Source organism: Streptomyces sp. NPDC005181 (assembly GCF_040608395.1).
Taxonomy (GTDB): domain Bacteria; phylum Actinomycetota; class Actinomycetes; order Streptomycetales; family Streptomycetaceae; genus Streptomyces.
Map to the genome: position 1 here is coordinate 1 of NZ_JBEXID010000091.1, position 25103 is coordinate 25103.

General features: G+C 69.2%; 17 protein-coding genes and 3 pseudogenes. 10 read left to right on the forward strand and 10 right to left on the reverse strand.

What is annotated here, in order from left to right:
• Positions 1 to 353: 353 nt before the first annotated feature.
• Positions 354 to 563, reverse strand: a pseudogene (locus tag ABZV38_RS33540) (amino acid permease); the annotation flags it as partial.
• Positions 564 to 667: 104 nt separating this feature from the next.
• Between ABZV38_RS33540 and ABZV38_RS33545 the strand changes: the two are divergent.
• Positions 668 to 1225, forward strand: a complete 558-nt coding sequence (locus ABZV38_RS33545) for a hypothetical protein (RefSeq protein WP_356332221.1) — start codon at positions 668 to 670, stop codon at positions 1223 to 1225.
• Between the two features lie 121 nt (positions 1226 to 1346).
• Here ABZV38_RS33545 and ABZV38_RS33550 read toward each other — a convergent pair whose 3' ends face one another.
• From ABZV38_RS33550 to ABZV38_RS33560, 3 genes are all read right to left on the reverse strand, one after another.
• Positions 1347 to 2711 carry an NAD-binding protein gene (locus ABZV38_RS33550; protein ID WP_356332222.1) on the reverse strand — a complete coding sequence of 455 codons (1365 nt, stop codon included), beginning with the start codon at positions 2709 to 2711 and terminating at the stop codon, positions 1347 to 1349.
• Between the two features lie 136 nt (positions 2712 to 2847).
• On the reverse strand, positions 2848 to 3597 hold the full coding sequence (locus ABZV38_RS33555) for a DUF4118 domain-containing protein (protein ID WP_356332224.1): 750 nt from the start codon (positions 3595 to 3597) through the stop codon (positions 2848 to 2850).
• A gap of 68 nt (positions 3598 to 3665) precedes the next feature.
• A complete protein-coding gene (locus ABZV38_RS33560) occupies positions 3666 to 6209 on the reverse strand; it encodes an ATP-binding protein (protein WP_356332225.1) in 2544 nt (847 codons plus the stop codon).
• A 236-nt stretch (positions 6210 to 6445) separates the two neighbouring features.
• Between ABZV38_RS33560 and ABZV38_RS33565 the strand changes: the two genes are divergently transcribed.
• Both ABZV38_RS33565 and ABZV38_RS33570 read left to right on the forward strand, forming a co-directional pair.
• Positions 6446 to 8020 carry a Na+/H+ antiporter gene (locus ABZV38_RS33565; RefSeq protein WP_356332226.1) on the forward strand — a complete coding sequence of 525 codons (1575 nt, stop codon included), beginning with the start codon at positions 6446 to 6448 and terminating at the stop codon, positions 8018 to 8020.
• Positions 8021 to 8080: 60 nt separating this feature from the next.
• Positions 8081 to 8322: pseudogene (locus tag ABZV38_RS33570) on the forward strand (YnfA family protein); the annotation flags it as partial.
• Positions 8323 to 8356: 34 nt separating this feature from the next.
• Here ABZV38_RS33570 and ABZV38_RS33575 read toward each other — a convergent pair.
• On the reverse strand, positions 8357 to 9769 hold the full coding sequence (locus ABZV38_RS33575; RefSeq protein WP_356332227.1) for a hypothetical protein: 1413 nt from the start codon (positions 9767 to 9769) through the stop codon (positions 8357 to 8359).
• A 633-nt stretch (positions 9770 to 10402) separates the two neighbouring features.
• Here ABZV38_RS33575 and kdpB point away from each other — a divergent pair.
• The 5 genes from kdpB to ABZV38_RS33600 all read left to right on the forward strand — a co-directional run bounded on the left by kdpB (position 10403) and on the right by ABZV38_RS33600 (position 17195).
• Positions 10403 to 12556 (forward strand): potassium-transporting ATPase subunit KdpB, encoded by a 2154-nt coding sequence (gene kdpB, locus ABZV38_RS33580; protein ID WP_356332237.1) that lies wholly within the window; start codon positions 10403 to 10405, stop codon positions 12554 to 12556.
• Between the two features lie 325 nt (positions 12557 to 12881).
• A complete protein-coding gene (locus tag ABZV38_RS33585; protein ID WP_356332228.1) occupies positions 12882 to 13691 on the forward strand; it encodes an SDR family NAD(P)-dependent oxidoreductase in 810 nt (269 codons plus the stop codon).
• Between the two features lie 541 nt (positions 13692 to 14232).
• Positions 14233 to 14403: a hypothetical protein gene (locus tag ABZV38_RS33590; RefSeq protein WP_356332229.1), complete on the forward strand. Its 171-nt coding sequence runs from the start codon at positions 14233 to 14235 to the stop codon at positions 14401 to 14403.
• Positions 14404 to 14469: 66 nt separating this feature from the next.
• A complete protein-coding gene (locus tag ABZV38_RS33595; RefSeq protein ID WP_356332238.1) occupies positions 14470 to 14652 on the forward strand; it encodes a hypothetical protein in 183 nt (60 codons plus the stop codon).
• Positions 14653 to 15239: 587 nt separating this feature from the next.
• A complete protein-coding gene (locus tag ABZV38_RS33600; protein WP_356332230.1) occupies positions 15240 to 17195 on the forward strand; it encodes an amino acid transporter in 1956 nt (651 codons plus the stop codon).
• Positions 17196 to 17224: 29 nt separating this feature from the next.
• Here ABZV38_RS33600 and ABZV38_RS33605 read toward each other — a convergent pair whose 3' ends face one another.
• From ABZV38_RS33605 to ABZV38_RS33620, 4 genes are all read right to left on the reverse strand, one after another.
• Positions 17225 to 17479: a recombinase family protein gene (locus tag ABZV38_RS33605; RefSeq protein ID WP_356332231.1), complete on the reverse strand. Its 255-nt coding sequence runs from the start codon at positions 17477 to 17479 to the stop codon at positions 17225 to 17227.
• Between the two features lie 968 nt (positions 17480 to 18447).
• The gene (gene zwf / locus ABZV38_RS33610) at positions 18448 to 19857 is read right to left on the reverse strand and encodes a glucose-6-phosphate dehydrogenase (RefSeq protein WP_356332232.1); all 1410 of its coding nucleotides are present in this window, start codon (positions 19855 to 19857) and stop codon (positions 18448 to 18450) included.
• Positions 19858 to 19867: 10 nt separating this feature from the next.
• A complete protein-coding gene (locus ABZV38_RS33615; protein ID WP_356332233.1) occupies positions 19868 to 20248 on the reverse strand; it encodes a 6-phosphogluconolactonase in 381 nt (126 codons plus the stop codon).
• Positions 20249 to 20287: 39 nt separating this feature from the next.
• Positions 20288 to 20758 carry a hypothetical protein gene (locus ABZV38_RS33620; protein ID WP_356332234.1) on the reverse strand — a complete coding sequence of 157 codons (471 nt, stop codon included), beginning with the start codon at positions 20756 to 20758 and terminating at the stop codon, positions 20288 to 20290.
• A gap of 135 nt (positions 20759 to 20893) precedes the next feature.
• Here ABZV38_RS33620 and ABZV38_RS33625 point away from each other — a divergent pair.
• A pseudogene (locus ABZV38_RS33625) lies at positions 20894 to 21710 on the forward strand (GAF domain-containing protein); the annotation flags it as partial.
• 379 nt (positions 21711 to 22089) lie between these two features.
• On the opposite strand, the gene ABZV38_RS33630 reads toward ABZV38_RS33625, so the two are convergent.
• Positions 22090 to 24333: a serine/threonine-protein kinase gene (locus ABZV38_RS33630; RefSeq protein ID WP_356332235.1), complete on the reverse strand. Its 2244-nt coding sequence runs from the start codon at positions 24331 to 24333 to the stop codon at positions 22090 to 22092.
• 347 nt (positions 24334 to 24680) lie between these two features.
• Between ABZV38_RS33630 and ABZV38_RS33635 the strand changes: the two genes are divergently transcribed.
• Positions 24681 to 24860, forward strand: a complete 180-nt coding sequence (locus ABZV38_RS33635) for a hypothetical protein (protein ID WP_356332236.1) — start codon at positions 24681 to 24683, stop codon at positions 24858 to 24860.
• The last annotated feature ends 243 nt before the right edge of the window (positions 24861 to 25103 follow it).

The following is a 25103-nucleotide window of genomic DNA, read 5'->3' on the forward strand; positions in this document are numbered from 1 at the left end:
GAGATATCCCAGCAGGGCGACGGCCACGATCAGACCGACAATGTTCTCGGCAGTCACAGCTTCGCCACCCCCTTGGCGATGAGAGCCACCAGCGCAAAGACCGCGATCGTGGTGACGACGAAGGCCATATCGGCCACCGTGTGCTCCTAGATGAGGTTCGGATCGAACGGACGGTTAGAGGAAAGCGTCTCCATGGCCGGAAACGGTCGCCGTTGACACCTCTCTTACGGCCGCTCGTACGCCTTTGACGGAACTCTTACGGACAACTGATCCATCTGCGGGAACCAATCCCCTCATCAGTCCGAACACGCCGGTGGCCCTCGGCAGCGCGGTGCGGGCGTCAAAATCAGGCATCAGGAGATACGGAACCGAAGCCGGCAGATCACCGCGCCCGTGTCCCGGCGCACCGAGTGGGCGGCGACCGCGCCCCGCTGGTTCTGCAGCAGCCGCTGCCGGTCGGGCTCGACCGCGGGAATCAACACGGTCACGCGGGCACCGGGCTCGGCAGTGGGCGTCTGGCCTAGGTACGCAGCGATCGGGCGGCCCAGGGCGCGACGCTCTGAGAGGCGGCCCCACCACGACCGGGGCGTCAAGGAGGGGCAGGATGCTCATCAGAGTCGCGTCAAGGTACGGGGTCCTGGCTCCCCGGGGTTCTACCCTCGGCGCTATGGGACACCGCAGCGCCGCGCGACATGACGCGGGCCACAGTCACGAAGAGCCCCCCGCGGAAGTGACGTACGACCGTCGCTGGGCCGGGGATCTGCGCAGCGCGATCCGTTGCTCGGCCGTGCTCCTCGGCATTCTGCTGCTGGTCGACTGGGGGGCCGACAGCCTCACGATCGTACGCGGCACGTTGTGGACCGGGCTCGCCATACTCCTGTTCCTGGTCCTCTACCCCGCCCGGGTCACCGCAGGCGAGGGCTGGCTGGCCTCACGCGGTCTCCTGCGGGAGCGGCGGGTGCGGACCGACGTGTTGGTTTCGGTGCGCTGCCTGGACGGCGTCTCCCAACGGCTCCGTCTGCGGGACGCGTTCGGCGGACGCGTCGAGATCAACCCCCAGGTCCTCCTGAACAACCCCGATCTATGGCACCGCCTCAACGAGGACGCCCACAAATCCGACGCCTGCGGATCCCTGACCTGCGGGGCGACCGCACTGCGCCAGATCTCGAAGAGGATCGACCGCGAGACGGCCTCGCCCGTGTCCAAAATGTCCGACCTGGACTGAGACCGCCGCGCCCGTCGCACGAAGTCCCGCACGGCAGACCGGTCGGGTGGCTGCAACACCGGTGACAGCGAAAGCGGCAGACCTCATCCCCGCCTGTCCGCCGGATGCGGCTGCACGCCAGTCAGGAGGATGTCCAGGCCACGCCGCGTCGTCGCCAGCACGACGCGGTCGCCCGCACGCAGAATCCGCCCGTGTGACGGGCGCCAGTCGAAGCCGGGTTGGCGGAACCGGATGCCGGCGAGGGCATCCGTCGAGGACGGCGTGGCCTGGGCCACGGCCGGGCCGACCGCCAGGACCCGCCGCTCGTGCTCCCGGAGCGCCTCATGGATCGAGCGTCCTTCGACCTCGGGATCCCGGCCACGTCCACCACGGTGAACAGCAGCGAGCCACGCTCTACCGGCATCACCCCCAGCACATGACGGCCCATCATCGCGGCCGCGAAGGACGGTGCGGCGAGCGCCGAGACACTGCGGCTGCGGGTAGGGGCCTGAGGGTAGAAGGCGCGCAGGGTGCGCTGGACGGTGGCCGCGAAGTCGTCGTCGTACAGCCGCATCACCACTCGTACACTCGGGGTGGTCTCGCGTGCGGCCATCACGATGTCGAGGTTCTCGCTGTCGTCGCGGGTGAGGACCAGCAGCGACTTGCTGTGCCGGATGCGCGCCCGGTCAAGGACACCTGGCGCTCCGGCGTCCTCCAGCACCAGCGGTACGTCGAGTTCGCGAGCGAGGGCGACGCCGCGGGCGTTTGGGTCCCGTTCGACGGCCACGACCTTGTGGTCGGTGGTGCGCAGCTGAGCGAGCACACGGGTACCGATCTTACCGAGACCGACTCGCCGGTTCGTCCTGGTGCGCGCCGGAGAGCACGGCGCGTGTGGCCAGATCGGCGACCGAGGCGGCGCGCCCGCGGCTCGTACGACGCCGCGGAAGACCTTGCCCTCGACCTGGAGGGTGTGGCCGTGGCCGACCGCGGCGGCGGCCACCAGCTCGGGCACGGCGGTGTCGGCGTCGGACAGCACCGTGGTCGACATGTCCGGCCGGGGATCGTCGTCGCTTCCGCCCCTGGCCTCAGCGGCCGCGCGGTCCAGGAGACGCTCCAGGTGGCGTCCGCGCTCCCGGTTGAACATGCGGATGACCAGGCGTATGGACGGGTTGAGGCCTCGGGCCAGCAGCGCCGCGGTCATGTTGGCCTGGTCGTCGGCGTAGGTCAGCGCGAGGGCCGCGGCGCGCGGTACGCCTGCGGCCCGCAGGGTCTGTTCGTCCGAGTGCGTCGCTACCAGCAGCTCGATGGGCGAGTGCGGGTCGCGGTGCAGCGCGGCGATCTCGGCGCCGTGCTCGTCCCGTCGTGACGGCAGTACGACGGTAACGGCCTCGCCGCACACCGCGTCCGGTTCGACAGCGAGTCGGCGCGCGAGCCCGTCGTCGCCGCAGATCACCATGTGCTGGGAGCGGGGACCAAGTTCCGTACGGAAATGGGGAATTGACGTCATATCAGTCAGGAACGGCAGGGGGACGTGCCTGGTTCCGGGTGGGCGAGGGTCCGTCGTCAACATTCCGTATACGTCCGTCAGCGGTGTGGGGCATGTCTGGCGTCCCGCGGGCCGGCCGCCCATGCCGTACCAGGCTTCAGCCGTCCTGCACCGGCCCCGCCGTGTCGAGGGCCGCGCCCGTCTGGTGGGCGAGGGTCACCGCGACGAGGCGGGCCTGGAGCGGCGGAACGGGGCCCTGGCCGGGAGTGAGCATGAAGCGGCCGAGGTAGTGACCATTGCCGTACGCGCGAAGTTCGATCTCGCCCTCCGGCCAGCCCCAGCTGTCGACGTCCCAGCGCTTGCGGCCGACCGCGACGCTCCCGTCCTGTTGCAAGCGGGACGGCTTTCCCATGAGAGTGCCGTACTCGAAGCGGCAGGCGCGCAGACCGAGCAGTTCGGTCAGCTCGCTGCGGACATGGTCGACCACTGTGTCCGAGGACTTGGCGGACTGGGCGAGGTCGGCCGTCTCGTGGATACGGGCGAGGTAACCGGCGTCCGTCACCGTGATCACTTCGAGGCGGTGGGCGCGGGCCCCGAGCTGGGACACGATCACGCCGACGACCAGGAGAATTACCGCTGTCTCGATGTCGGCAGAGGCGGTGATGTCGAAGGTCTGGTACGGGCGGGTGAGGAAGAAGTCGAACCAAACGGCCGCCGACAGCGCTGCGAGCGCGCCCGCCATACGGCTCCCGATGGCGGCGACCGCGACGACCACCACGACCAGGATCAGCGCCGCGTTCGTGCGCGACAGGTCAGTACGGAAGGGCACAAGTGCGAGCGCCACCAAGAACGGTCCCGCGAGGCCCGCCAGTAGGGCGAGCCGGTCCCGGAGCGGATAGCCGGTCATCACGCCGTCACCTCCTGCATTCACTACGGCGGCTCCGGGCCTGCGCCCTCGTACGCCGATTTCAGGGGTCATACGCCCCGTCCTGCGCTCTGCGTACCACTGGGGTGCTCCGCCCGCTCGGCGAAGGGCAGGGACAGCACCATGGTCAGGCCCCCGCCGGGAGTGTCCTCCGGGGTGAGGGTGCCGTCCATCGCCTCGGTCAGGCCCCTGGAGAGGGCCAGGCCCAGGCCGAGACCAGTGGTGTTGTCGGTGTCGCCGAAGCGCTGGAAGGGTTCGAAAAGGCGGTCGCGGTCGGTCGGCGGGAGGCCGGGGCCGCGGTCGACGACGCGCAGTTCGACGCGGCCTGCATGGATGCTGGCGGTCAGCAGCACCTTGTGCCCGGCCGGACTGTGGCGGGCGGCGTTGCCCACGAGGTTGGCGACCACCCGCTCCAGCAAGGGCGGGTCGGCCAGCACGGCCGGAACCTCCTCCAGGTCCCCCACCTCGACCTCAGGGGTGTCTGCCAGCGCCGCCGGCAGGATCTCTTCGAACGTGGTGGCGCGCAGGTTCAGGGTGAGCGCCCCTGCCTGCAGCCGGCTGAGGTCGAGCAGGTTCTCCACCAGGCGGTTCAGCTTGGCCATAGACTCGTCGGCGGTGGCGAGGAGCTCGCCCCGGTCCTCGTCCGAGAACTCCACGTCACGGCTGCGCAGCGAGGAGACGGCTGCCCAGCCGGCGGCGAGCGGGGTGCGCAGATCGTGGCCGACCGCCCGCAGCAGCGCCGTACGCATCCGGTCGGCGGCCTTGACCGGTTCAACCTCGGCGGCAGCCTCGGCGAGCCGGGCCCGTTCGACGGCGGCGCCCACGTGCGCCGCGAAAGCGGCCAGGACGCGCCGTTCGGAGGACGGGAGGGGGCGGCCGCGCAACACCAGGAAGGCGCCGGGTCCCGCGGGTACGGCCGTCACGTCGTCCCCTCCGGGCGGCTCGTCCACCAGCTCCGCCGAGTCCATGCCGAAGGTCTCGCGGGTACGTTCCACCAGTGCCGGGATCGTCGCGCCGCCGCGCACAATGGTGCCCGCGAGGGACGACATGGTCTCCGCCTCGGCGGTGGCCCGCGCCGAGCGCCGCGCCAGACGTAGGGAACGGTCGACGACAGCAGCCACTATGGCGGCCACCACCGCGAAGACCGCGAGGGCCAGCAACGCATTCGGATCGTTCAGCGTGAATTGCCCGATGGGCGGGATGAACCAGTAGTTGAGCAGCAGGGACGCCGTCACCGACGCGATCACCGCCGACGCGACCCCACCTATGCAGGCCACCCCCACCACAGTGAGCAGGAAGAGCAGGGCCTCGCTGGTGAGGTTGAGTCTGTCCCGGGCTGCGTCCAGGTCCAACAGGAAGGTGAGCGCCACCGGCAGCAGCAGGCCGGCGACCGGGCCCGCGATCCGGCGAACGGTCGACAGAGTGCGTCTGCGCGAGGGCAGCAGCGTGCCGCCCCCGGCGCGTTCGTGCGTGACCGTGTGGATGTCGATGTCGCCGGAAAGTTCGACGACCGTCTCGCCGGTGCCGCGTCCGGTGACGAAGCGTTCGAGGCGGCCCCGGCGGCTGGTGCCGAGCACGAGCTGGGTAGCGTTCTCGGCACGCGCGAACTCCACCAGGGCGATGGCGACGTCGTCGCCGACCACGGAGTGGTAGCTGCCGCCGAGGTCCTCGACCAGCCGCCGCTGCCGGACCAGGGAAGCGTGCGATGCGCCCGCGGCGAGCCCGTCGCTGCGCGTGACGTGGACGGCGAGCAGGTCACCGCCGGCCGACCGGTCGGCGATGCGGGCGGCCCGCCGGATGAGGGTGTCGCCCTCGGGACCGCCGGTCAGCGCGACCACGACGCGCTCCCGAATCTCCCAAACGCCACCGATGCCGTGCTCGGAGCGGTACGAATGAAGCGCCTCGTCGGCGCGGTCGGCCACCCACAGCAGGGCAAGCTGACGCAGCGCAGTCAGATTGCCGGGTCGGAAGTAATTGGCGAGCGCCGCGTCGACCTTCTCGGGCGCATAGATGTTGCCGTGCGCCATCCGGCGGCGCAGCCCCTCGGGCGGCATGTCCACCAGCTCGATCTGATGGGCTCTGCGGACGACCTCATCGGGCACCGTCTCGTGCTGCGGCACCTTGGTGATCTTCTCAACGACGTCATTGAGGGATTCGAGATGCTGGATGTTGAGCGCGCTGATGACATCGATCCCTGCCGCAAGCAGCTCCTCAATGTCCTGCCAGCGCTTGGGGTTGCGGCCGCCGCCAGGGACGTTGCTGTGGGCGATCTCGTCGACGATCGCGACCTGCGGGCGGCGCGCGAGGACCGCGCCGAGGTCCATCTCCGTGAACTCGCCGCCGCGGTAGGCGCGCGAGGCTCGCTCGACGACTTCCAGGCCGTCCAGCATCGCCTCCGTACTGGGGCGCCCGTGGCACTCGACGAACCCCACGACGACATCGGCGCCGCGCGCCGCCCTGCGCCGCGCCTCATCGAGCATGCGGTAGGTCTTGCCCACCCCCGGGGCGGCCCCGAGGTAGACCTTCAGGCGCCCGGGGCGTACATCACCGCCGCCGGTCCGTACGTCAGTCATGTTGGCCCGTGCGTCACTCATCGCAGCCGACGTGCTCCGCTCACTGGCGTTCAACTCCCTAGAGGGAAGGGTTCCTTCCCTCTACCGAAGCGCTTGTGCGAGCCGCTCGGCGCGCCCTTTGACGCATCCTTGACGCAGGTCACCTGGACGTTGACAGCACTTTGACGAGCCCTGGACCGATAGGGTGAAAGTGGTGCGCCGGGAAGTCTGGTCGGCAGGGAGCCACAAGGTCTCCTTCTCATGGCCAAGGGGACGGCATGCGCAGCGTAGGGACGGTCCTGGCTCTCGTGGTACTCGCCACCGTGGTGGCGACCTTCGCGCGCCGCTGGCGGATCCCCGCTCCCTCTCTCCTTGTGGTCGCCGGCCTCGCCGTCGCCCTACTGCCGGGCACTCCCGAAATCCAGATCAGTCCCGAAATCATCGGGCTCGTCGTGCTGCCCCCACTGCTGTACGCGAGTGCCGAGGAATTGCCCTGGCGCGAGCTGCGCGCGGTGTGGAAGCCCGTCGGGGTGCTGTCGATCGGCCTGGTGCTGGCCTCAGCGGCAGCGGTCGGCGCGGTGGCTTCCCTCGTCACCCCGCTGTCGTGGCACATGGCGCTGGTGCTGGGCGCGGTGCTGGCCAGTACGGACCCCGTGGCCGTCACCGCGCTGGGCAGGCGCTTGGCGCTGCCACCCAAGGTGCAGGTACTGGTCCAGGCCGAGAGCCTGTTCAACGACGCGACGTCGCTGGTCCTCTTCCGGGTCGCGGTGAGCGTCGCCGTTGCATCGGCGGCGGTCGGCTGGGGTGCGGCGGCAGGGGAGTTCGCGCTGCTGGCCGGCGGCGGCATGGTCATCGGAGCGGCCGTTGCGGGCGTGGTGGCCCTGATCCGCAGGCGTACGGAGGACCCGGTCCTGGAGACGGTGATTTCCCTCGTCACCCCGTACGCGGCCTACGTTCTGGCCGAGTCGGCGCACGCGTCGGGTGTCACCTCCGTGGTGGTGGCCGGTGTCGTCCTGGGCGGCCGGGGCGACCGGCTCACCAACGCCCGCACACGGCTCCAGCTGCACGCCGTCCACGGCACCGTCGTCTTCCTGCTGGAGAGCGTCGTCTTCAGCCTCATCGGCCTGGCCCTGCCGTCCCAAGTACGCGCGCTCTCCGACGGGGACCGGGCGTGGCCGCTGTACGCGCTCGCCGTTGCCGCTACGTTGATCGTCATGCGCATGCTGTGGCTGGCGCCGCTGTCGGCGGTAGTGCAGCGCAAGGGCGGCATCCAGCGCATGAACTGGCGAGTGCCTATGGTGCTGACCTGGGCCGGCACCCGGGGTGTCGTACCGCTGGCCGCCGCCCTGTCCATCCCGGTGACCACAAAGGCGGGGGCCACGCTCTCGGAACGCCCCCTCGTCCTCGTTCTCACCACTTCGGTCGTGGTCGCCACCCTCGTCGTTCAGGGCTTCTCCCTCTCCTCGGTCGTCCGCCGCTCCGGCATCGCCCTGGAACCCGACCACACGGAACGGGAGGAGGCCGAGGCCCGCTGCAGCCTGGCGACGGCGGGGCTGAGCCGCCTGGAGGAGATCTCGGACCTGGAAGCCGTCCCGGACGTCGTCCTCGACCGCCTCCGCCGCGGCCTGACGGCCCGACTCGACCACGCCCGCGACCGGCTCGCGCAGGCAAACGCCGACGGGACCCCGACGGAGTCCGCCGACCTCACCTTCCTCCAGCTGCGCCGCGACCTGATCAACGTGGAGGCGGCCGAGCTCCAGCGCCTTTACGACGAGCACCGCATAAGCGACACGACCCGCCGTCGGCTGCAACGCTCACTGGACCTGGAGGAGGCGCGCCTCGCGGACGCCTAGTGGGTATGCGAGCGCACATCCTCTTCCGAGACCCGGAAGATCACTGATCCCTTCTGTCGGGAAGGCTGGATCCGGATCGGTGCCGACGTCATCGCTCTCGGCCTGTACGCAGTGGTGGCGACCTGGCAGAACGACGACACCTTTGGCCGCATCCTGGCCGCCCACGGTGACATCTTCGTCGCCGGGTCCATCGCCTGGGGCATGGTCGCCGACGGCAACCGCCCCGACCGGTTCGACATCATCGGTGCATTCGTCTGTCTCGCCGGAGTGCCGCCATCAGGTACGCGCCCCGCAGCCACTGACCTCCTCGAGCAGAACACGACCGTGCCGTGCGCTTCAGCGGAACTCGGCGAGCCGCGGCCGCAGCCCGATGAGGGTGAGTGCGGCCGCAGCGAGGAGGGATCCAAGAGCCCAGGACAGCAGATCGCCCACCGAGGAGCGGCCTGCCTCTACGGAGGCGGTGAAGTGGCGGCGGTTGATGTCGGTCACCTTGTCCAGCGCCGTCATCCATGCCCCGAAGTGCGCGTTGGACATGCCGGGCTCCCAGCTGATGCCGAACGCGACGGCCTCGCGTTCCTTGCCCTGCGCGACCAGTGCGCGGATCTTGCGGTCGTCGCGCTGGTAGACGGCGTACGTCTCGACTGTCTTCTCGGCCGCGGCCCGCTCGCCGGGGAAGGTGATGTTGTCGAGCTCGCGCCGGAACTCGCCGGTGAAGCGCCGTTTTTCGTGGTCGGAGCGGTACACCTGCCAGGTCGTGGCGAGTTCGTCGTCGTACGTGGCGAGGGTCGCGCCCTGCATGCCGTACAGCTTCTGCGACTTCTCAAGGAACGCACGCTCGTATTGGCCGCGGCGCTCCAAATCGAGGAGGTAGCGGCTCTCGTCGGCGTTCGCGTCGTACGCGGTCGCGCGGGCGCGGGAGAGGGCAATGACAGAGTCGAAGGCGTCGCGGCGGGCGCCGCGCAGATTCTCGGCTGTGTCGCAGAGCGCCTGGGCACCGAGGAGAACGGCGAGCAAGGAGCAGACGGTGGCGGCCAGTACACCGGGGTTGAAGATCCGATGGAAGCGGCGCGCCAAGTACCACTGGAGTACACCAAGCAAGGCGAGGAGCGCCACGCCGAGCGCGATGGCGGCGGCGAGCTGCGCTGTCAGTGCCGAACGGGCCTGCGCGTACCGCGTGTTGTAGATCTGATTGTTGGAGGCAACCAACTCTCGTGACTCCGGCAGTAGTTGCCGCTGGAGCAGATCCGTCGCCTTCCGGTAGTCAGCGAGCGCGGACGCCTTGCCGCCAGTGCGGCCGTCGTTTTCGAGAGCGCGCCCTATCAGCTCCTGATACTCGGCAAAGTTGTCGGTGAGGGATTCGACGGTCCGCTCGTCGGTGCGGTCGCCCTCGGCGGCGACCGCGAGGGTACGCAGGTCGTGGCCGATCGTGCGGCGGGCGTCGCCGTAGAAGGCGACTGCCTTTTCGTACGGTGTTTTCAGGTGCTCGTTGCCCGCGTTGCCGCTGGACAGCAGGATGTTGGCGGCCTGCGCATCCATGTCGTTGAGGGAGAGGCTGAGGTCGGCGGCGCTGGTGGTGCGGGGCACGTCGCGACCGGCGACGGCGTCCCATGTGCCGGTGGCGGCGAGCCCGGCCAGCGCGAGCAGCAGTGCGAGAGCGGCTGCGAGCGAGACCGTGGCCGCGCGCAGGAGGCGCAGCCGCGCGGGCAGGGTGGCCCAGTAGCGGCGGCGCAGAGCGGCCCACGCGGCCACAGCCCCGCTGCGGAGGCGACGCCCTGGGCTGCCCGCCCGCGACCCTCCTGGTGGCCGCGGGCCAGGCCCACCCCCGGGCGGGACGACCGGTCCGTGCTGTGACTGTGCGCCGGTCCTGGCCCCCGCCTCAGGACTGCGTGTGGTACCGGCCGTGATGGTCACGAGCCCTCCAACGTCACGCCACGGACGGTCGCCCGTGTCCCCCGTGCCGCTCAGTTTGCGACCGAAATCAGCCACACACGTGGTCCGTTGACGCCCTCCTGATGCCTTCTCAGCTGATCTTGACGATGCTCTGATGCGGCTGCCCGAAGGGCCGTAAGAGAGGCGCAAATTCCGTGCCGAACGGCGCAGTTCGGGCATCCGGCCGGGATAGATTTCCCCTCGGCCGCCGGAGAGGCACGCGGACGTCAGTGGCATGACAGCTCTCCTCCGGAAGCACCCATCGGGTGCTCCCAGCCGGGGCACCTCACGGGCGGCCCAGCACACGGCGTCTCGTCGTCCCGTCGCCGATGTCCGTGACCAGCCCTGCGGTGCCGGGGCCAGCCGGCCACCACTCGCTCTGTCAGCCCAACCGGTCGCCGACGCGCCGCCCTGCGCGTGGGCGCGGTTCCCCACCGAGGCATGAAGGTCCCCATGTTTCCCGCCGCTCCCCAGCAGGCCCCGCCATCCCGTTCTCAGCGCACTCCCCCGCCCGGATCGGAGGGAGGTTCCGGACGCCGCGCGCCGAGCGGGCTGTTCGAGCCCGCCCAGCTCGCGCGGTCCTTCCCCGAGGCGCTGCGCAAACTGCACCCGCGCGTCCTCGTCAAGAACCCGGTGCTGTTCGTCGTCTCGGCCGGAGCCGTCCTGACCACGTTCTCCGCGGTCCTCCACCCAGCCGTCTTCACCTGGGTGATCAGCGCCTGGCTTTGGCTGACGGTGGTCTTCGCGAACCTCGCGGAGGCCGTCGCCGAGGGCCGCGGCAAGGCGCAGGCCGAGTCCCTGCGGAAGGCCCGCACCGACACGGTCGCGCTGCGCCTGCGCCACTGGAGCTACAGCACCGACGTGCGGCACGCCGAGACGGAGGCGGTGGCCGCCACCGACCTCAGGCCGCTCGACGTCGTCCTGGTCGAGGCGGGCGAACTGATCCCCGCCGACGGCGACGTCATCGACGGCGTCGCGGCGGTCGACGAATCCGCCGTCACCGGCGAGTCGGCGCCCGTCATCAGGGAGTCCGGCGGCGACCGCAGCGGTGTCACCGGCGGCACGACGGTGCTGTCGGACCGGATCGTGGTCCGTGTCAGCGCCCGCCCTGGACACTCCTTCCTGGATCGCATGATCGCGCTCGTCGAAGGCGCCTCCCGCCAGAAGACCCCGAACGAGATAGCGCTGAACATCCTGCTGGCCGCGCTGACTATCATCTTCATCCTGGTCGTCGTCACGCTCCAGCCGATGGCCGACTACGCCGGCGCCGCCCAGTCCACCACCGTGCTGGTCGCCCTCCTCGTCACCCTCATCCCTACGACGATCGGCGCGCTGCTGTCCGCGATCGGTATCGCGGGCATGGACCGTCTCGTTCAGCGCAACGTCCTCGCCATGTCGGGCCGCGCGGTCGAGGCCGCCGGCGACATCAACACCCTGCTCCTCGACAAGACCGGCACCATCACCCTCGGCAACCGCGAGGCGGCCGCCTTCGTCCCGCTGCCCGGCATCGCCGAAGCCCAACTCGCCGAAGCCGCGCAGCTGTCGTCCCTGGCCGACGAGACACCCGAGGGCCGCTCCGTCGTCGTACTGGCGAAGTCCCAGTACGGGCTGCGCGCCCCCGCCGAGGGCGAGCTGAGCCACGCGCGATGGGTGAAGTTCACTGCCCAGACCCGAATGAGCGGCGTCGACCTGCGCTGGGAAAACGGCGCGGTGTGCGCCATCCGCAAGGGCGCCGCCCAGCAGGTCATCGAGTGGGTGGAGATGTACGGCGGCCAAGTCCCGTCCGAGGCACGGCAGTTCGCCGATTCTGTAGCGACATCCGGCGGCACTCCCCTGCTGGTGGCCGTGCACGACTGGGACGGCCCGCGCGTGCTGGGCCTGATCCACCTCAAGGACGTCGTCAAGGACGGCATCCGCGAACGCTTCGCCGAGCTGCGTCGCATGGGCATCCGCACAGTGATGATCACGGGCGACAACCCCCTCACCGCCCGCGCCATCGCCGAAGAGGCGGGCGTGGACGATTACTTGGCTGAGGCGACCCCTGAGGACAAGCTCGCACTGATCAAGCGGGAGCAGGAGGCCGGCAAGCTCGTCGCGATGACCGGTGACGGCACGAACGACGCGCCGGCCCTGGCGCAGGCGGACGTGGGCGTCGCAATGAACACGGGTACGTCGGCCGCCAAGGAGGCCGGCAACATGGTCGACCTCGACTCCAACCCGACCAAGCTCATCGAGATCGTCGAGATCGGCAAGCAACTCCTCATCACTCGGGGCGCGCTGACGACGTTCTCCATAACGAATGACGTCGCGAAGTACTTCGCGATCATCCCGGCGATGTTCGCGGCGGTCTATCCCGGCCTGGAGTCGCTCAACGTCATGGGTCTGCACAGCCCCAAGTCCGCGATTGCCTCAGCGATCATCTTCAACGCGCTCATCATCGTCGCCCTGATCCCGCTCGCGCTGCGGGGCGTCCGCTACACGCCGTCGTCCGCGCACGACCTGCTGCGCCGCAACCTCATGCTGTACGGACTCGGCGGGCTCGTCCTCCCCTTCGCCGGCATCAAACTGATCGATCTACTCATCTCAGGTGTGCCGGGGCTGGGCTGAGTCACGTACTCGTCAAGAAGGTGTCTTCGCACGTCAGAGGCGTGTAAGGAAAGGCGAGTCAAGCTTGTCCGGGCCCGCTGCCCCGGGTTCCGTGGACTGCGTGAACAGCGAGTGGCTCCTCATCGACCGGCCGCCTCATCAGGCGTCCCGTTGTGCGCCCTGCTGCCCGGAAACACCCGCGTCCGCCGTCTGCTGACTCGCTTTCCGTAGCCCAAGGGGCGCCGTGACCCACGTCCGGCGCCCTTTTTCATGCCCGCCCGTACACACCCGTCGTACGCGGACCCGAACCCGTACGTGAATCCGTACTCGTACTCCCGGATGGACCATGTTCAACTCCGCCCTTTCATCCCGTACCGTCCTCGTCACAGGTGCCACTTCCGGCATCGGCCTGGAGGCCGCCCGGCAGCTCGCCGAGCGCGGTGCGACCGTGTTGCTGCACGGCCGCACCGCCGAGGAAGCCCACGCCGCCGCCGACCGCCTCGTCGCCACGGCAGGCATCGACGCCGATCGGCTCTGCACCTACGGCGCCGACTTCACGCGCCTGGACGAGGTCGAGGCCATGGCCGCCCGGATTGTCCGGGAGCACCCGCGCCTGGACGTCCTAGTGAACAACGCAGGTATGTCGGCGCCCGAGCGGCACACCGTCACCGCGGACGGCAACGAGATCGCTTTCCAGGTCAACTTCCTCGCCCACTACCTGCTGACCTGCCTGCTGGAACCAGCGCTGACGAGCGACCCCGGAGGCCGCGTCGTCAACGTGTCGTCGTCGCTCCACCGCACGGCCTCCATCCAGTGGAGCGACCCCAACCGCGCCCACCGCTACTCCCGGCTCGCCGCGTACGCCCAGTCGCAGCTGGCCCTGACGGTCTTCGCGGCGGACCCGCGCGTCACCGCGGTCTCCGTCCACCCGGGTGTCTGCGACACCGCGCTGCTCCCTCTCTACGCCCACGACGGCGACGCGCCCGCCCAGGGCGCCGCGCACGTGGTCCGCCTGTGCGACCCGGCCGTCGAGATCGTCAACGGCGCGTACTACGACCGCGCCGAGCGCGTCGACCCGGCGCCCGCCGCCACCGAGGACCGCACCGTCAAGCGCCTCAACAAGCTGGCCGACCTTCTCGTCGGCCGTACCGCTTGAACTTCCTCTCTAAGCGAGAAAGTTGATGCCCATGTCCAAGCGTGCCCGCGAGAAGAGAGCCCGCCGCAAGAAGAAGGCGCACCACGGCCGCAAGGCCGGCCAGCGCTGACCCGACTGGAGAGGCGGGCGGACGGACAAGACCAGCCACACGCGCCGCATCTTCCCCGCCCGCTTCTCCCTGTCACCCAACTCACGGAGGCATCGGTGATCGAACTCGAACCCCGCCAACTGCCCTCGCGCACCAGCTGGCGCCCCGGGCCCGACCACGATCGGCGAGCACGTTCTCACCACCGGCGTCGGCCGCTGGTGAGCGGACCGAGGGGACCAACCGCGCATCCGTTTCCTGTGCCGACCACGCCTGCTGCGCGGCGCCCCAGACACACTCGGCCCCAAAGACCTGGCGCCCCTGGCGAACAGCCGCATCGACGCCCCCGCCCGCCTCCCGCCGGCCCTCGGTGCAGCCTTCGACCGCCTCACCCCCGTGGGAACGGATGGTGTAGACCTGCAGGCCCTCCCCCAGCCCTGCCCGACCCCGCGCGGCGTGATCGCATGCCGTCTCAAACCGGCCGACACAGACGCACTGCACGTCCTCGGCGCCGACGCGGCCTGGATCCATGCCAGTTGGGGCAGCGCCCTTGGCCTCGCCGCCTCTGGTCACGGCTGGGCGGCCGTGGACCGCGGCGGACAGGTGCTGGCCATCGCCTGCACGTAATGCCGCAGCACCAGCTACGAGGACGTCGCGGTCCTCACCGCCCCCGACCACCGGCACCGCCTTGCCCTGGCCTGCGTCACCGCCCTCATCCCGGACATCACTGCACGCGGCCACACCCCGAGCTGGAACTGCTCCGTCCTCAACCACGCCGGCCGCCTCCTGGCCTGGACCGCGGGCTTCCGGCTGGTACGCGAGTACGTTCACTACGCGGCCGGGGACCCTGCGCAACGCAGCCGACCCGCCGCATAAGTACGGCCCGGCACAGGTGAAATCCAACGTGCCCAGGACTCCCGTCCTCACCCTGCAGGTCTCGACGGCCGCCACGAACTGACAGTCAGCAAACTGAAGCAGCGGGACGACTCCCCCACTCTCCACTACTCGATCACTCCCCCCTTGGCGGACGCCGAAAGCGAGGCCACGCCCCTGCTTCCCCTCCTGGACGCGAAGGTCGAACTTGGGGGACGAGTACCTCGACTGGGGTAGCGCCTACGGCCCGAGCCCCGACGGCACCCGCACCCAGGGTCCCTCAGGGGGCAGCCCACCCCGTCGCCGGAAGTCCGCGATCTCCTCGTCCGCATTACGTTCGTACAGGGCGACCGCGAGACGTCGTCCGACATGTCATTGAGTATTCGCTCCTGATATCGCTCTGCCGATGCTGCTGCCGCTGGCGACAATGAGCGGCAATGAGCGGCAATGAGCGGCAATGACGAACGGAGACGTTCCTCTCAGCGTGCCCACCACCCTGGGTCTGTGGATCACTGTTTGCATACGCTGGCCCCGCCGTCCGCGTGATGGCCGGATCCGCACGCCGCGCAGCACGTCAGGAGAGCACGCAGATGGCTAGCACCGAACACGCCCGTAGGAGCCGATTGCAGGAGTGGCTGCTGGAAGGGCTGTCCGATATGGGCAAGGGCAGCCGACAGGGGCCACATGCCCCGCCATCGGAGCCTGTGCACAAGGGGCAGCGCTGGTGGCGGGTGATGTGCCTTACCGGCGTCGACTACTTCTCCACGCTGGGCTATCAGCCAGGCATCGCCGCTCTCGCGGCCGGGCTGCTGTCGCCCGTGGCCACCATCGTGCTCGTGATCGTCACTCTGGCGGGCGCGCTGCCGGTCTATCGCCGCGTCGCCGAGGAGAGCCCGCACGGCGAGGGCTCGATCGCGATGCTGGAGCGGCTGCTGTCGTTCTGGAAGGGCAAGCTGTTCGTCCTGACGCTGCTCGGCTTCGCTGCCACCGACTTCCTGATCACCATCACGCTGTCGGCGGCGGACGCCTCCACCCATCTGGTGGAGAACCCGCACTTGAACGATGCGCTGCACGACAAGCAGATGCTGATCACGCTGATGCTGGTCGCGCTGCTCGGGGCGGTTTTCCTCAAGGGCTTTTTGGAGGCCATCGGCGTCGCCGTCGTCCTGGTCGGGATCTACCTGACCCTGAACGTCGTCGTCGTGGTGGTGGGCTTGTGGCACGTCGCCACCGCCGTGCACGTGGTCACCGACTGGACCAGCGCCCTGACCACCGAGCACGGCAACGTCATCGCCATGGTCGGCGTCGCGCTGCTGGTCTTCCCGAAGCTGGCCCTCGGCCTGTCCGGCTTCGAGACCGGCGTCGCGGTCATGCCCCACGTCGAAGGCGACCCCGACGACACCGAGGAGAAGCCCACCGGACGTATCCAGGGCACAAAGAAGCTGTTGACCACCGCCGCAGTGATCATGAGCGTCTTCCTGATCGCCACCAGCTTCATCACCACGCTGCTCATTCCGGAGAAGGAGTTCGAGTCGGGCGGCCAGGCCAACGGCCGGGCCCTCGCCTATCTGGCGCACGAGTACCTCGGAAACGTCTTCGGCACGGTCTACGACGTCTCCACCATCGCCATCCTGTGGTTCGCCGGCGCCTCCGCCATGGCCGGCCTGCTCAACCTGATGCCCCGCTACCTACCCCGCTACGGCATGGCCCCGCACTGGGCGCGCGCCGTACGCCCGATGGTGATCGTCTTCACCCTGGTGGCATTCCTGGTCACATGGATCTTCAACGCCGACGTCGACGCCCAGGGTGGCGCCTACGCCACCGGCGTCCTCGTGCTGATCAGCTCCGCCGCCATCGCCGTCACCATCGCCGCGCGCAAGGCCGGCCAGCGCAACTGGACCATCGCCTTCGCCGTCATCTCGGCGATCTTCCTCTACACCACCGTGATGAACGTCATCGAGCGGCCCGACGGCGTGAAGATCGGTGCCTGCTTCATCGCCGGAATCATCCTCATCTCACTGCTCTCACGGCTCGCCCGCGCCTTCGAGCTCCGGGTCACCAGCGTGACCATGGACGACATGGCGGAGCGCTTCGTACGGGACGTCGCCAGCCGCAGGATCCGGTTCATCGCCAATGAGCCCGACAACCGCGACATCGCCGAGTACCGCGACAAGATCAAGCAGATCCGTCACGACAACGACGTCCCGACCCCGGAGGACTTCGTCTTCGTCGAGGTCACCGTCCTCGACCCCTCGGAGTTCGAAGCGGGCCTGAACGTACGCGGCGAAGTCCTGCACGGCCGCTACCGCGTCCTGACCTTGGAGAGCTCCTCCGTCCCCAACGCCCTCGCCGCCCTGCTCCTTCACGTCCGCGACACCACCGGCTGCACCCCGCACATCTACTTCGAGTGGACCGAGGGCAACCCCTTCACCAACTTCCTCCGCTTCTTCCTCTTCGGCCAGGGCGAGGTCGCCCCCGTCACCCGCGAAGTCCTCCGCGAGGCCGAACCGAATCGAGCCCGCCGGCCACGTGTCCACGTCGGCTGAGCCGGACGAGGCACGGACTCAGCAAAGGATCAAGTCATCTTGTAGCCGGTGTTCAGGCAGTCGACGACGTTGCGGCCGAGCCGGTCCACCGCGGCGGCGACGAGGCCGTCATAGGGGCCCTGCTCGTCAAGGAGCCAAGGGCCCAGCTTCGGGCGCGTCATCGGATCGGTGGCGCCCGACACCTCCCAATCGTCGGCCCAGCCGATGATGTGGGCGCCGACGGAGGCGGCGGCCGTCAGCACGTTCTCCCGCTGACGCTCGGGGGATGACGTGACCAGCTTCACGCGGGACAGCCGCCGCACGCCGAGCAGGCATTTGCCACATCAGTCGTAAGGTCGTTCAATCACGTTCAGGTCCGTACCGTGCACGTTGCTCTCCGTTCAAGCGTGCAGAGTACGGAGAATTGGCGGCGGGACCTCCGCGAGCGATCTTGGTCAGCCCAAGAAGCTCAGTCGAACCTGACGGTTGACATTGATGTTCGTGTCCACCAACCTCCGTTAAGGCAATCCCATCCTAGTTGACCAGGATCTTCGTACAGCGGTGCCCGTCAGCGACTGATCCTGCTCGCTCCAACCGGATGCACCTGCCCATGGACACGACGATCAGGCGCTCCATGCTCCTCCCGCTGGCGTTGAAGGTGCACCGCAACCGGAGATCGTCAGTAACGACGAGTACCGAACTGCGTGCACGGCTTCGTGGACACCCTCGCTCTAACCGACACCGTCTGCCGGATCTCGTAGCATGACGTCCTCGTTGGAGAGCCTGATCAAGGTTCGTAGCGCTTGGTGACCACAGACGTCGTCCCCTCAAGCGGCGCTCCCACAGAAGTCCCGGCCCACTGCGCAAGCAGCTTCGGCTTCTCACTCACGAATTTCAGCAGCTCGGTAACCACGTCGGCACTCGGCGAACTGGGAAGCACACAGCGAACCACAGTGCTGCCTGTAGCGCTGCTGTGCTCCCCGTATTCCTCGTCGGGATCGTCCGGCTCCCAACGTCGGATCTCAAGCGGGAGATCTGTGTTTCGGAGCCGGCCGGGTTGGTCTCGCGCCTGCCGCCGAACCATCACAATGCCTCGCTCGCCTCACACAGTGCCGTTGTGGCGTGTGCGTGGGGCGTAACCCCGCCTGCTCCTGACGTGTGACGAGCCGGAAATTCGATCTTCCTACGGTGCTGATCATAGGGCTGCCGGACCTGTTCCTCACGCAGGTGGCCTGATCAACTTGCGGTTCACCAGGTCCGGGGCGCGGCTGTGTCAGTCGGGGGACCTCGCCGGCAGCCATGGTTCGTGCCATCGCGGGTATCCGGCGACGAGCTTGCTCGCTCCCGCCGGTCCCCAGGTCCCCTGCCGGTAGAGCTCGGGGTCGCCGGGCGCCTCCAGCAGGGGCTGGACGATTCGCCACGTCTCCTCCACCGAGTCCTCTCGGGTGAACAAGCTCGCGTTGCCTTGCATTGCATCACTGAGCAGGCGCTCGTACGGTTCGGGTGCCTCACCCAGCTCGGCCGCGAAGAGGAGGTCAAGGTCCACCAGCTGCGTGTCCTGCTTGCCCGGCTGCTTGGCCTGAATGCGGAAGTTCATGCCAGGACTCGGATCGATCCGCAGGATCCACTGGTCGGGCTCGGGCGCGAACCGCTCCGCGAACGCAAGCCGCGGCGGGCGCTTGAACACGATCCGGATCTCGGTCACTCGCTCGGGGAGCGACTTGCCGGCGCGGATGAAGAACGGCACCCCGGACCAGCGCCAGTTCTCGACCTCCACCCGCAACCCGACGAAGGTCTCGGTGCGCGAGCGCGGCCGCACGCCGGGAACCTGCAGGTACCCCTCGTACTGCCCGCGGACGTAGCGGGCCGGGTCGGCGTCGGGGACCGCCCGGAACACATCAACCCGGCGGTCCCGGAGCGCGTCCGCATCGGCGGCTGATGGCGGCTCGGACGCCACCAGGGCGAGCAACTGCAGCAGATGGTTCTGCACGACGTCGCGGAGCGCGCCGACCGGGTCGTAGAAGTGGCCGCGGTCCTCGACCCCGAAGTCCTCGGCCATGGTGATCTGCACGCAGGAGACGTGGTCGCGGTTCCACACCGGCTCGAACACGGAGTTGGCGAACCTCAGGAACAGAATGTCCATCGCCGGCTCTTTGCCGAGGAAGTGGTCGATCCTCAGCAGCTGATCCTCGTCGAGGAGCTGACGCAGCTCGGTGTTGAGGGCGCGCGCCGACGCGAGGTCATGCCCGAATGGTTTCTCCACGACAACCCGGGCGCCCTTGGTCAGTCCGGCGCCTGCCAGGCCCCCGACCACCCGGGCAAACAGCGACGGTGGGATCTCCAGGTAGAAGACTGGGCGCCGCCTGCCGTTGACCGCCCGGGCGAGGCGATGGAACGTCTCCGGGTCGGCGTAATCGCCCTGCACATAGCTGAGTCGGGCGGCGAACCGGGCAAAGACGCTGTCGTCGAGCGGCTCGCCCGCTGCCTTGATCGCCGTGCGGGCGTGGTCACGCAGCGCGTCGTCGGACCAGCCGTCGCGCGCCACTCCGACGATCGGGCAGGTCAGCAGCTTGCGCCGCTCAAGCCGATAGAGCGAGCGGAACGTCATCTTTCGCGCGAGGTCGCCACTGATCCCGAAAATGACCAGCACGTCTGCGGGAACGTTCGACGAGTTCAAAGCCATCTGATCTCCCTTACGGAGCTGGCACGGCAATAGGGTCCGGGCCGAGGCCCAGGTGAACGAGGTCGAAACGCTCGGGCAGCGACGGCCCGTAGGCGGCGGCCGCCGCGTCAAGGTCGGCGTCGTTCACGGGCATCGCGATGACCTCGGCCGGGGCCGCACCGAGGCTCTCCCGCAGGTGGGTGAGGTTGCGGTCCGGGTCGCCGTCGGGCGCGACCCGCTCGTCGACCTGGAACACCGCCACGCGCTCCCAGGGGACGTGCTCATGTGAGAGCCGCGCGAACATCGCCCATGGCGTGTGCCCCCGCTGACAGCGAACGTGAATCGGCCGTGGGCTTGAACGAAGGCCCGGCCAACCGTGCAACCAACGCCGCAGCGGTGCTGGCGACCGCATCGCAGTCGGCGACGACTTCGAGTTCGTGTTGCACAGCCCTCAGCCGTTCTTTTCGGCGTGCCCGCCGAACTCCGAGCGCATCGCCGAGAGGATCTTGTCGGTGAACTCCCCGGCCTCCCTGGACTCGAAGCGCTCGTAGAGCGAGGTGGTGATGACCGGTGCCGGGACGCCTTCGTCTACCGCGGCGAGGACGGTCCACCGGCCTTCCCCGGAGTCGGAGACCCGTCCGGCGAAGCCGTCGAGGGAGGGCGAGCTGGCGAAGGCGTCGGCGATCAGCACGACGACGCCCTTGCGTCCTTTGCCGGCGCCGAAGCGCATCTCGGCGACCCCGGCCGCGTCGGCGTCGTTCACTACACTCACGTCGCGGCCGGTCGCTCCTGCGAAGAGGTGGGCCGTGTCCGTCTCGGCGGTGCTGGCGGATCGGCAGGCCGGGGCGAGCTGGGCGCAGATCGGTGCGGGGCTGGGGATAAGCGCCGAGGCGGCCCGCAGCCGCTTCGGGCGCAGCCGCACTGCCGCGCCTGCCGGCCGGGGCGGGTGACGGCCATGCGGGGCCCTGCTGTCCCTGCAAGTGCCGCCGTCCCCGGAAAGGGGCTGCTGGATCCGGCCGGGGCGGTGGAGGCCGCGGCCCCTTCCCCCGCCGGGCTCGGCGGCGCGACGGGGCTGTACCACCTGACGCACCTTGCCACCGCCCTTGCCGAGGCCGTCAGCGTGCAGGACGTGGTCGAGCTTGCCGCCGACCAGATCGTGACGTCCTTCGGCCCGAAGGCGCTGGCTCTTCTCACGGTGAACGACGGACGGCTGCGGATCACCGGCTACCGCGGCTACAGCCAGGAACTGATGGACCGCTTCGACGCGGCCCCCCTGACCTCTGACACCCCCGCCGCACATGTCATCACCACAGGTGTGGCCAGCTTCTTCGCCACCTTCGCCGACCTCAAGAGGGCCTACCCTCCTGCCGTGCACCAGGACGAGATGGCAGCCTGGGCCTTCGTCCCCCTGATCGTGTCAGGACACCCGGTCGGCTCCCTGGTCCTCGCCTACGACCAGCCTCGCCCCTTCCCGCCCGCCGAGCGGGCCATGCTCACGTCAGTGAGCGGCCTGATCGGCCCAGGCCCTGGACCACGCCCGCCTCTACGCCGCCAACCACACTCTCGCCCACACCTTGCAGACCGGACTGCTGCCCCACACCCTGCCGCGCCTGCCCGGCTTTGACGTCGTCGCCCGCTACCGCCCAGCCGGTCACGGCATGGACATCGGCAGCGACTTCTACGACCTCATCGTCTGCACACCCACGACGGCCGCCGCGGTGATCGGCGACGTGCAAGGCCACAAGACCACCGCCGCCGCCCTCATGGGACAGGTCCGCACAGCCGTCCACGCCTACGCCGCCACCACCCGCGCCTCCCCCGGCGAGGTCCTCGCCTGCACCAACCGCCTCCTGGTCGACCTCGACCCCGGCCTGTTGCTTGGGCGGCCATCTGGCCGCCGGCCACAGCGTCACGACCAGTCAGAGGGCGCAGGCTGCGCGCCGCCGCCAGGGACATATGAGCTGACGCAGCGCGCAACCTGATGCGCCATGCGCCTCAGCGCTCCAAGACAATCACGACGGCGTTCTGCTTGTTCTTGCCGGAGATGAACTTCTCCCGGTCCTTGCGCCCCGGCGGCGGGCCTTCGGACGCGGATCTCGGTGCCGTCGATGATCCCGGTCTGGTCGTTAGCACCAGAAACGCTACGGGCGCGGCGCACTCGCACAAGAAGCGACCTCGCTGCGTAGGCCACCGAGTGAGCCGCTGAGGTGTCCGCACGGCAAGGAAGGCGGCCGGCGTCCGGTGCCGCCGGGGTCAGCCCGACTTCGGCGGCTTCTGCGCGTCGAAGGCGAAGAGAGTGTTCTTGGCCGCGGCCACGATCACTGCACGCCCCGCAACGGTCACGCGCGGGCTTGCGCCCTGCTCGCCCGTCAAACCATCGGCCTGCGGATCTGTTGTCCACAGGGGTTTGCCATCGTACGGCGACAGCGCGACCACCCGACCGGCGGCCGAGCTGAAATACAGCGCGTCGGCTCCCGCCACGGGACCCGACGCGCCCTCCACGCCCGTCTGCCGCGACCACTTCTTCCGGCCGGTCGCGGGGTCGAGGGCCGTGACGAGACCGGTCTGCCCGCTCACGTAGACGGTGCCGTCCGCCATGCCGGGCGTCCCCGCGTATGTCTTGGCCAGTCGGGAGTACGTGACCTTCCGCGAGGCAAGGTCGACCCGCGCCACCCCGTCGTACCCGGCCAGCGCCGTTCCCTCCATGTGCTCCTGAAGGAGTACGAGCCTGCCGTTGGCGACGCCCATCGGCACGGCGGGGCCGTTAACCGCGATGGGCCTGCCCAGCGTCCCCGAGGCGCGGTCGACCGTGTACAGGGTGGGGTGGCGCACCTCTGAGGCATCCACCTCCGCATCCGTCGCGCACATCGCGAAAAGGTGTGGGCCCACCGGGACGGGAGCGCACTGCGTACCCGCGGGGAACGACGTCGTCCAGGTGACCTTACCGCTGTGCGCGTCCCGGGCCTCGAAGCGGGAGTTGGAAGCGTCGACCGTCACGACGGCGGAGCCGACCACTATGGCGTCCTGAGTCCGACCCGTGACGGCCGTCGACTGGGCGCCGGACGGCACAGACCACAGCTCCCGGCCATTATTCGCGTCGATGGCCACCACTTCGCTGGGAGGGTCCTGCGGGGCGTCCTGGGCGGCGAAGCGGTAACCGAGCACCGTGTCGTCGGTGACGCCCACCAGGTGCATGCCCTGGACGGGGACGCCCGGGCTCTTCGCCGTCCACACCCGCGAGCCGTCCAGGGCCCTGATACGGATCGCGACAACACCGCCGCCCCCGCAGAACAGCGCGTCGCCGCGCGCGACGCAACGCAGCTCGTCGGGGATGTCCTCGCGACCGCCCTGCACGGTCTTGCGCCACGGCTCGAAGCCGTCCGGAAGTGCGGCACCCGGCACCGCAACGCTGTTGCCCTTGTCGCCGCCGCTGTTCTCCCCAGAGCCGCCCGCCTTCAGCGCGGCGACTCCCCCGCCGATCGCTGCCACCGCGACCGCGGCCGCGAGCACAGGCCGCCATCGGCTGCGCAGACGGCGGCCGATGGGGGTGCCGGTGCTCCCTGTATCGGGACCGGCCGGGGCGGTGGTCGGGGCAGTCGGCGCCGGGGTGGCCCGCGTCGCGAAGTGATGCTGGGTGATCATGTCGCGGGTGCGGCTCGTGCCAACCCCGTTCGCGTCGGACGCGCCGAGGTCGGCCGGCAGGTCCCGCAGCAGCACGAGGAGTTCGTCCGCCGAGGGGCGCCCCTTGGGCTCCTTGTCCAGGCAGGACTCGACGACCGCGCGCAAAGCCACCGGCACGGCACCCAGCGACGGCTCCTCGTGCACCACCTGATACGCCGTCATGTATGGGCTGTCCGCGTCGAAGGGCCCGTGGCCCGTCGCTGCGTACACCAGCAGCGTCCCCAGCGAGAAGACATCGGACCTCGGCCCCACACCACGCGGCGCCTGCAACTGCTCCGGCGACATGAAGGGCGGCGTACCGATGACCCGCCCTGTCATCGTCAGCGTCTGCTGGTCCACGGCGCGCGAAATGCCGAAGTCGATGACGCGCGGGCCCTCGGGCGAGAGCACGACGTTCGAGGGCTTCAGGTCACGGTGGACGACCCCCACCCGGTGGATGTCGCGCAGCGCCTCCGCCAGCCCGATGGCAAGCCTTCTCAGCTCCGCTCCGTTCAGCGGGCCCCTCGTGGCGATGCGCTGGGCGAGCGTGTGCCCCTCGATATAGGTCGTCGCCATCCACGGCTGCTCGGCCTCAGGGGCAGCGTCGACCACGGCGGCGGTGAACGCGCCGCTCACCCGCCTCGCCGCCGCCACCTCCTGTCGGAAACGGATGCGGAACTCGTCGTCCCCCGCGAACTGCTGGTGGATCAGTTTGATCGCGACAGGTCGCCCCGAACTCGTACGGGCCAGAAAGACCGTGCCCATGCCACCCGAGCCGAGCCGCGCCTCAAGTGGATAACCGCCGATCTCGGCTGGATCACCTCCGCGCAGCGACACTCTTCCCGACCTCCCGTCCCCCGTGCACCTCTGCCACCACGGGCCTGCGTACCTGTCCTGCACACAAACTAGCCGCAGGGCAGTACGGCAGAGCAAAGCGGGTGACGAACAGGGAGCCCAGGGCTGCTCTCGTGCCGCACACGACGAAGCCCCGCCAAGAGGAGGCGGATTCCAGTGGTGGTCGCAACACGTGATCTCTGACCTGTGGCACAGAAAAGTTAAGCAGTCGCTCGGTCGCGGTCACCCAACCGGGCGGCTGCGGCCACACGTTGGCCAGACCGGCGGAGCGCGGGCCTGCATATGCTCGCCTCGATTGCTGACTCCAGGAGAGGCTGAGAGGGGTGCGCGTGCTGAGGCTGCTCGGCTTCTTCGATGACTTCGGGCATTCAAGCGAGTTGGCTGCGGGACCGCTGGGGGCCCAGGTGCAAGCGTCCAGCGAACCGGATGAAGCAGAAATTGTGGAGTATTTGGACGTAGGCCATCACCTCACGTACTTCATGGAGGCGGGGGTTGAAGCTTCCCCGTGATCTTGGACACGTCCGTGTTACGCCGCGAGGGTCTGGTCTTGTTGGTAGCGCAGGCGTGTCTCGTGGGGCGTGAGGTAGCCCCAGTTGATGTGTTTGCGTAGTCTGCGGCGGTTGTAAAAGGTCTCGATGAACGTGAAGATCTCGGCTCGGGCCCGGCTTCCACAGTTCGGCGGGGTTTCGGTGGGTCAGGTCGGGGATCGATGCTGGTCAGCGCGTTGCGGCTAGCGGCACGGGCTGAAAATG

What these genes read in the sequence shown, in the direction of transcription:
- ABZV38_RS33585 (WP_356332228.1), top strand. Translation starts at nt 12,882, where the DNA reads ATGTTCAACTCCGCCCTTTCATCCCGTACCGTCCTCGTCACAGGTGCC.
- ABZV38_RS33560 (WP_356332225.1), bottom strand. Translation starts at nt 6,209, where the DNA reads ATGAGTGACGCACGGGCCAACATGACTGACGTACGGACCGGCGGCGGT.
- ABZV38_RS33600 (WP_356332230.1), top strand. Translation starts at nt 15,240, where the DNA reads ATGGCTAGCACCGAACACGCCCGTAGGAGCCGATTGCAGGAGTGGCTG.
- ABZV38_RS33565 (WP_356332226.1), top strand. Translation starts at nt 6,446, where the DNA reads ATGCGCAGCGTAGGGACGGTCCTGGCTCTCGTGGTACTCGCCACCGTG.
- ABZV38_RS33555 (WP_356332224.1), bottom strand. Translation starts at nt 3,597, where the DNA reads ATGACCGGCTATCCGCTCCGGGACCGGCTCGCCCTACTGGCGGGCCTC.
- ABZV38_RS33550 (WP_356332222.1), bottom strand. Translation starts at nt 2,711, where the DNA reads ATGACGTCAATTCCCCATTTCCGTACGGAACTTGGTCCCCGCTCCCAG.
- kdpB (WP_356332237.1), top strand. Translation starts at nt 10,403, where the DNA reads ATGTTTCCCGCCGCTCCCCAGCAGGCCCCGCCATCCCGTTCTCAGCGC.
- zwf (WP_356332232.1), bottom strand. Translation starts at nt 19,857, where the DNA reads ATGGCTTTGAACTCGTCGAACGTTCCCGCAGACGTGCTGGTCATTTTC.
- ABZV38_RS33615 (WP_356332233.1), bottom strand. Translation starts at nt 20,248, where the DNA reads ATGCGGTCGCCAGCACCGCTGCGGCGTTGGTTGCACGGTTGGCCGGGC.
- ABZV38_RS33545 (WP_356332221.1), top strand. Translation starts at nt 668, where the DNA reads ATGGGACACCGCAGCGCCGCGCGACATGACGCGGGCCACAGTCACGAA.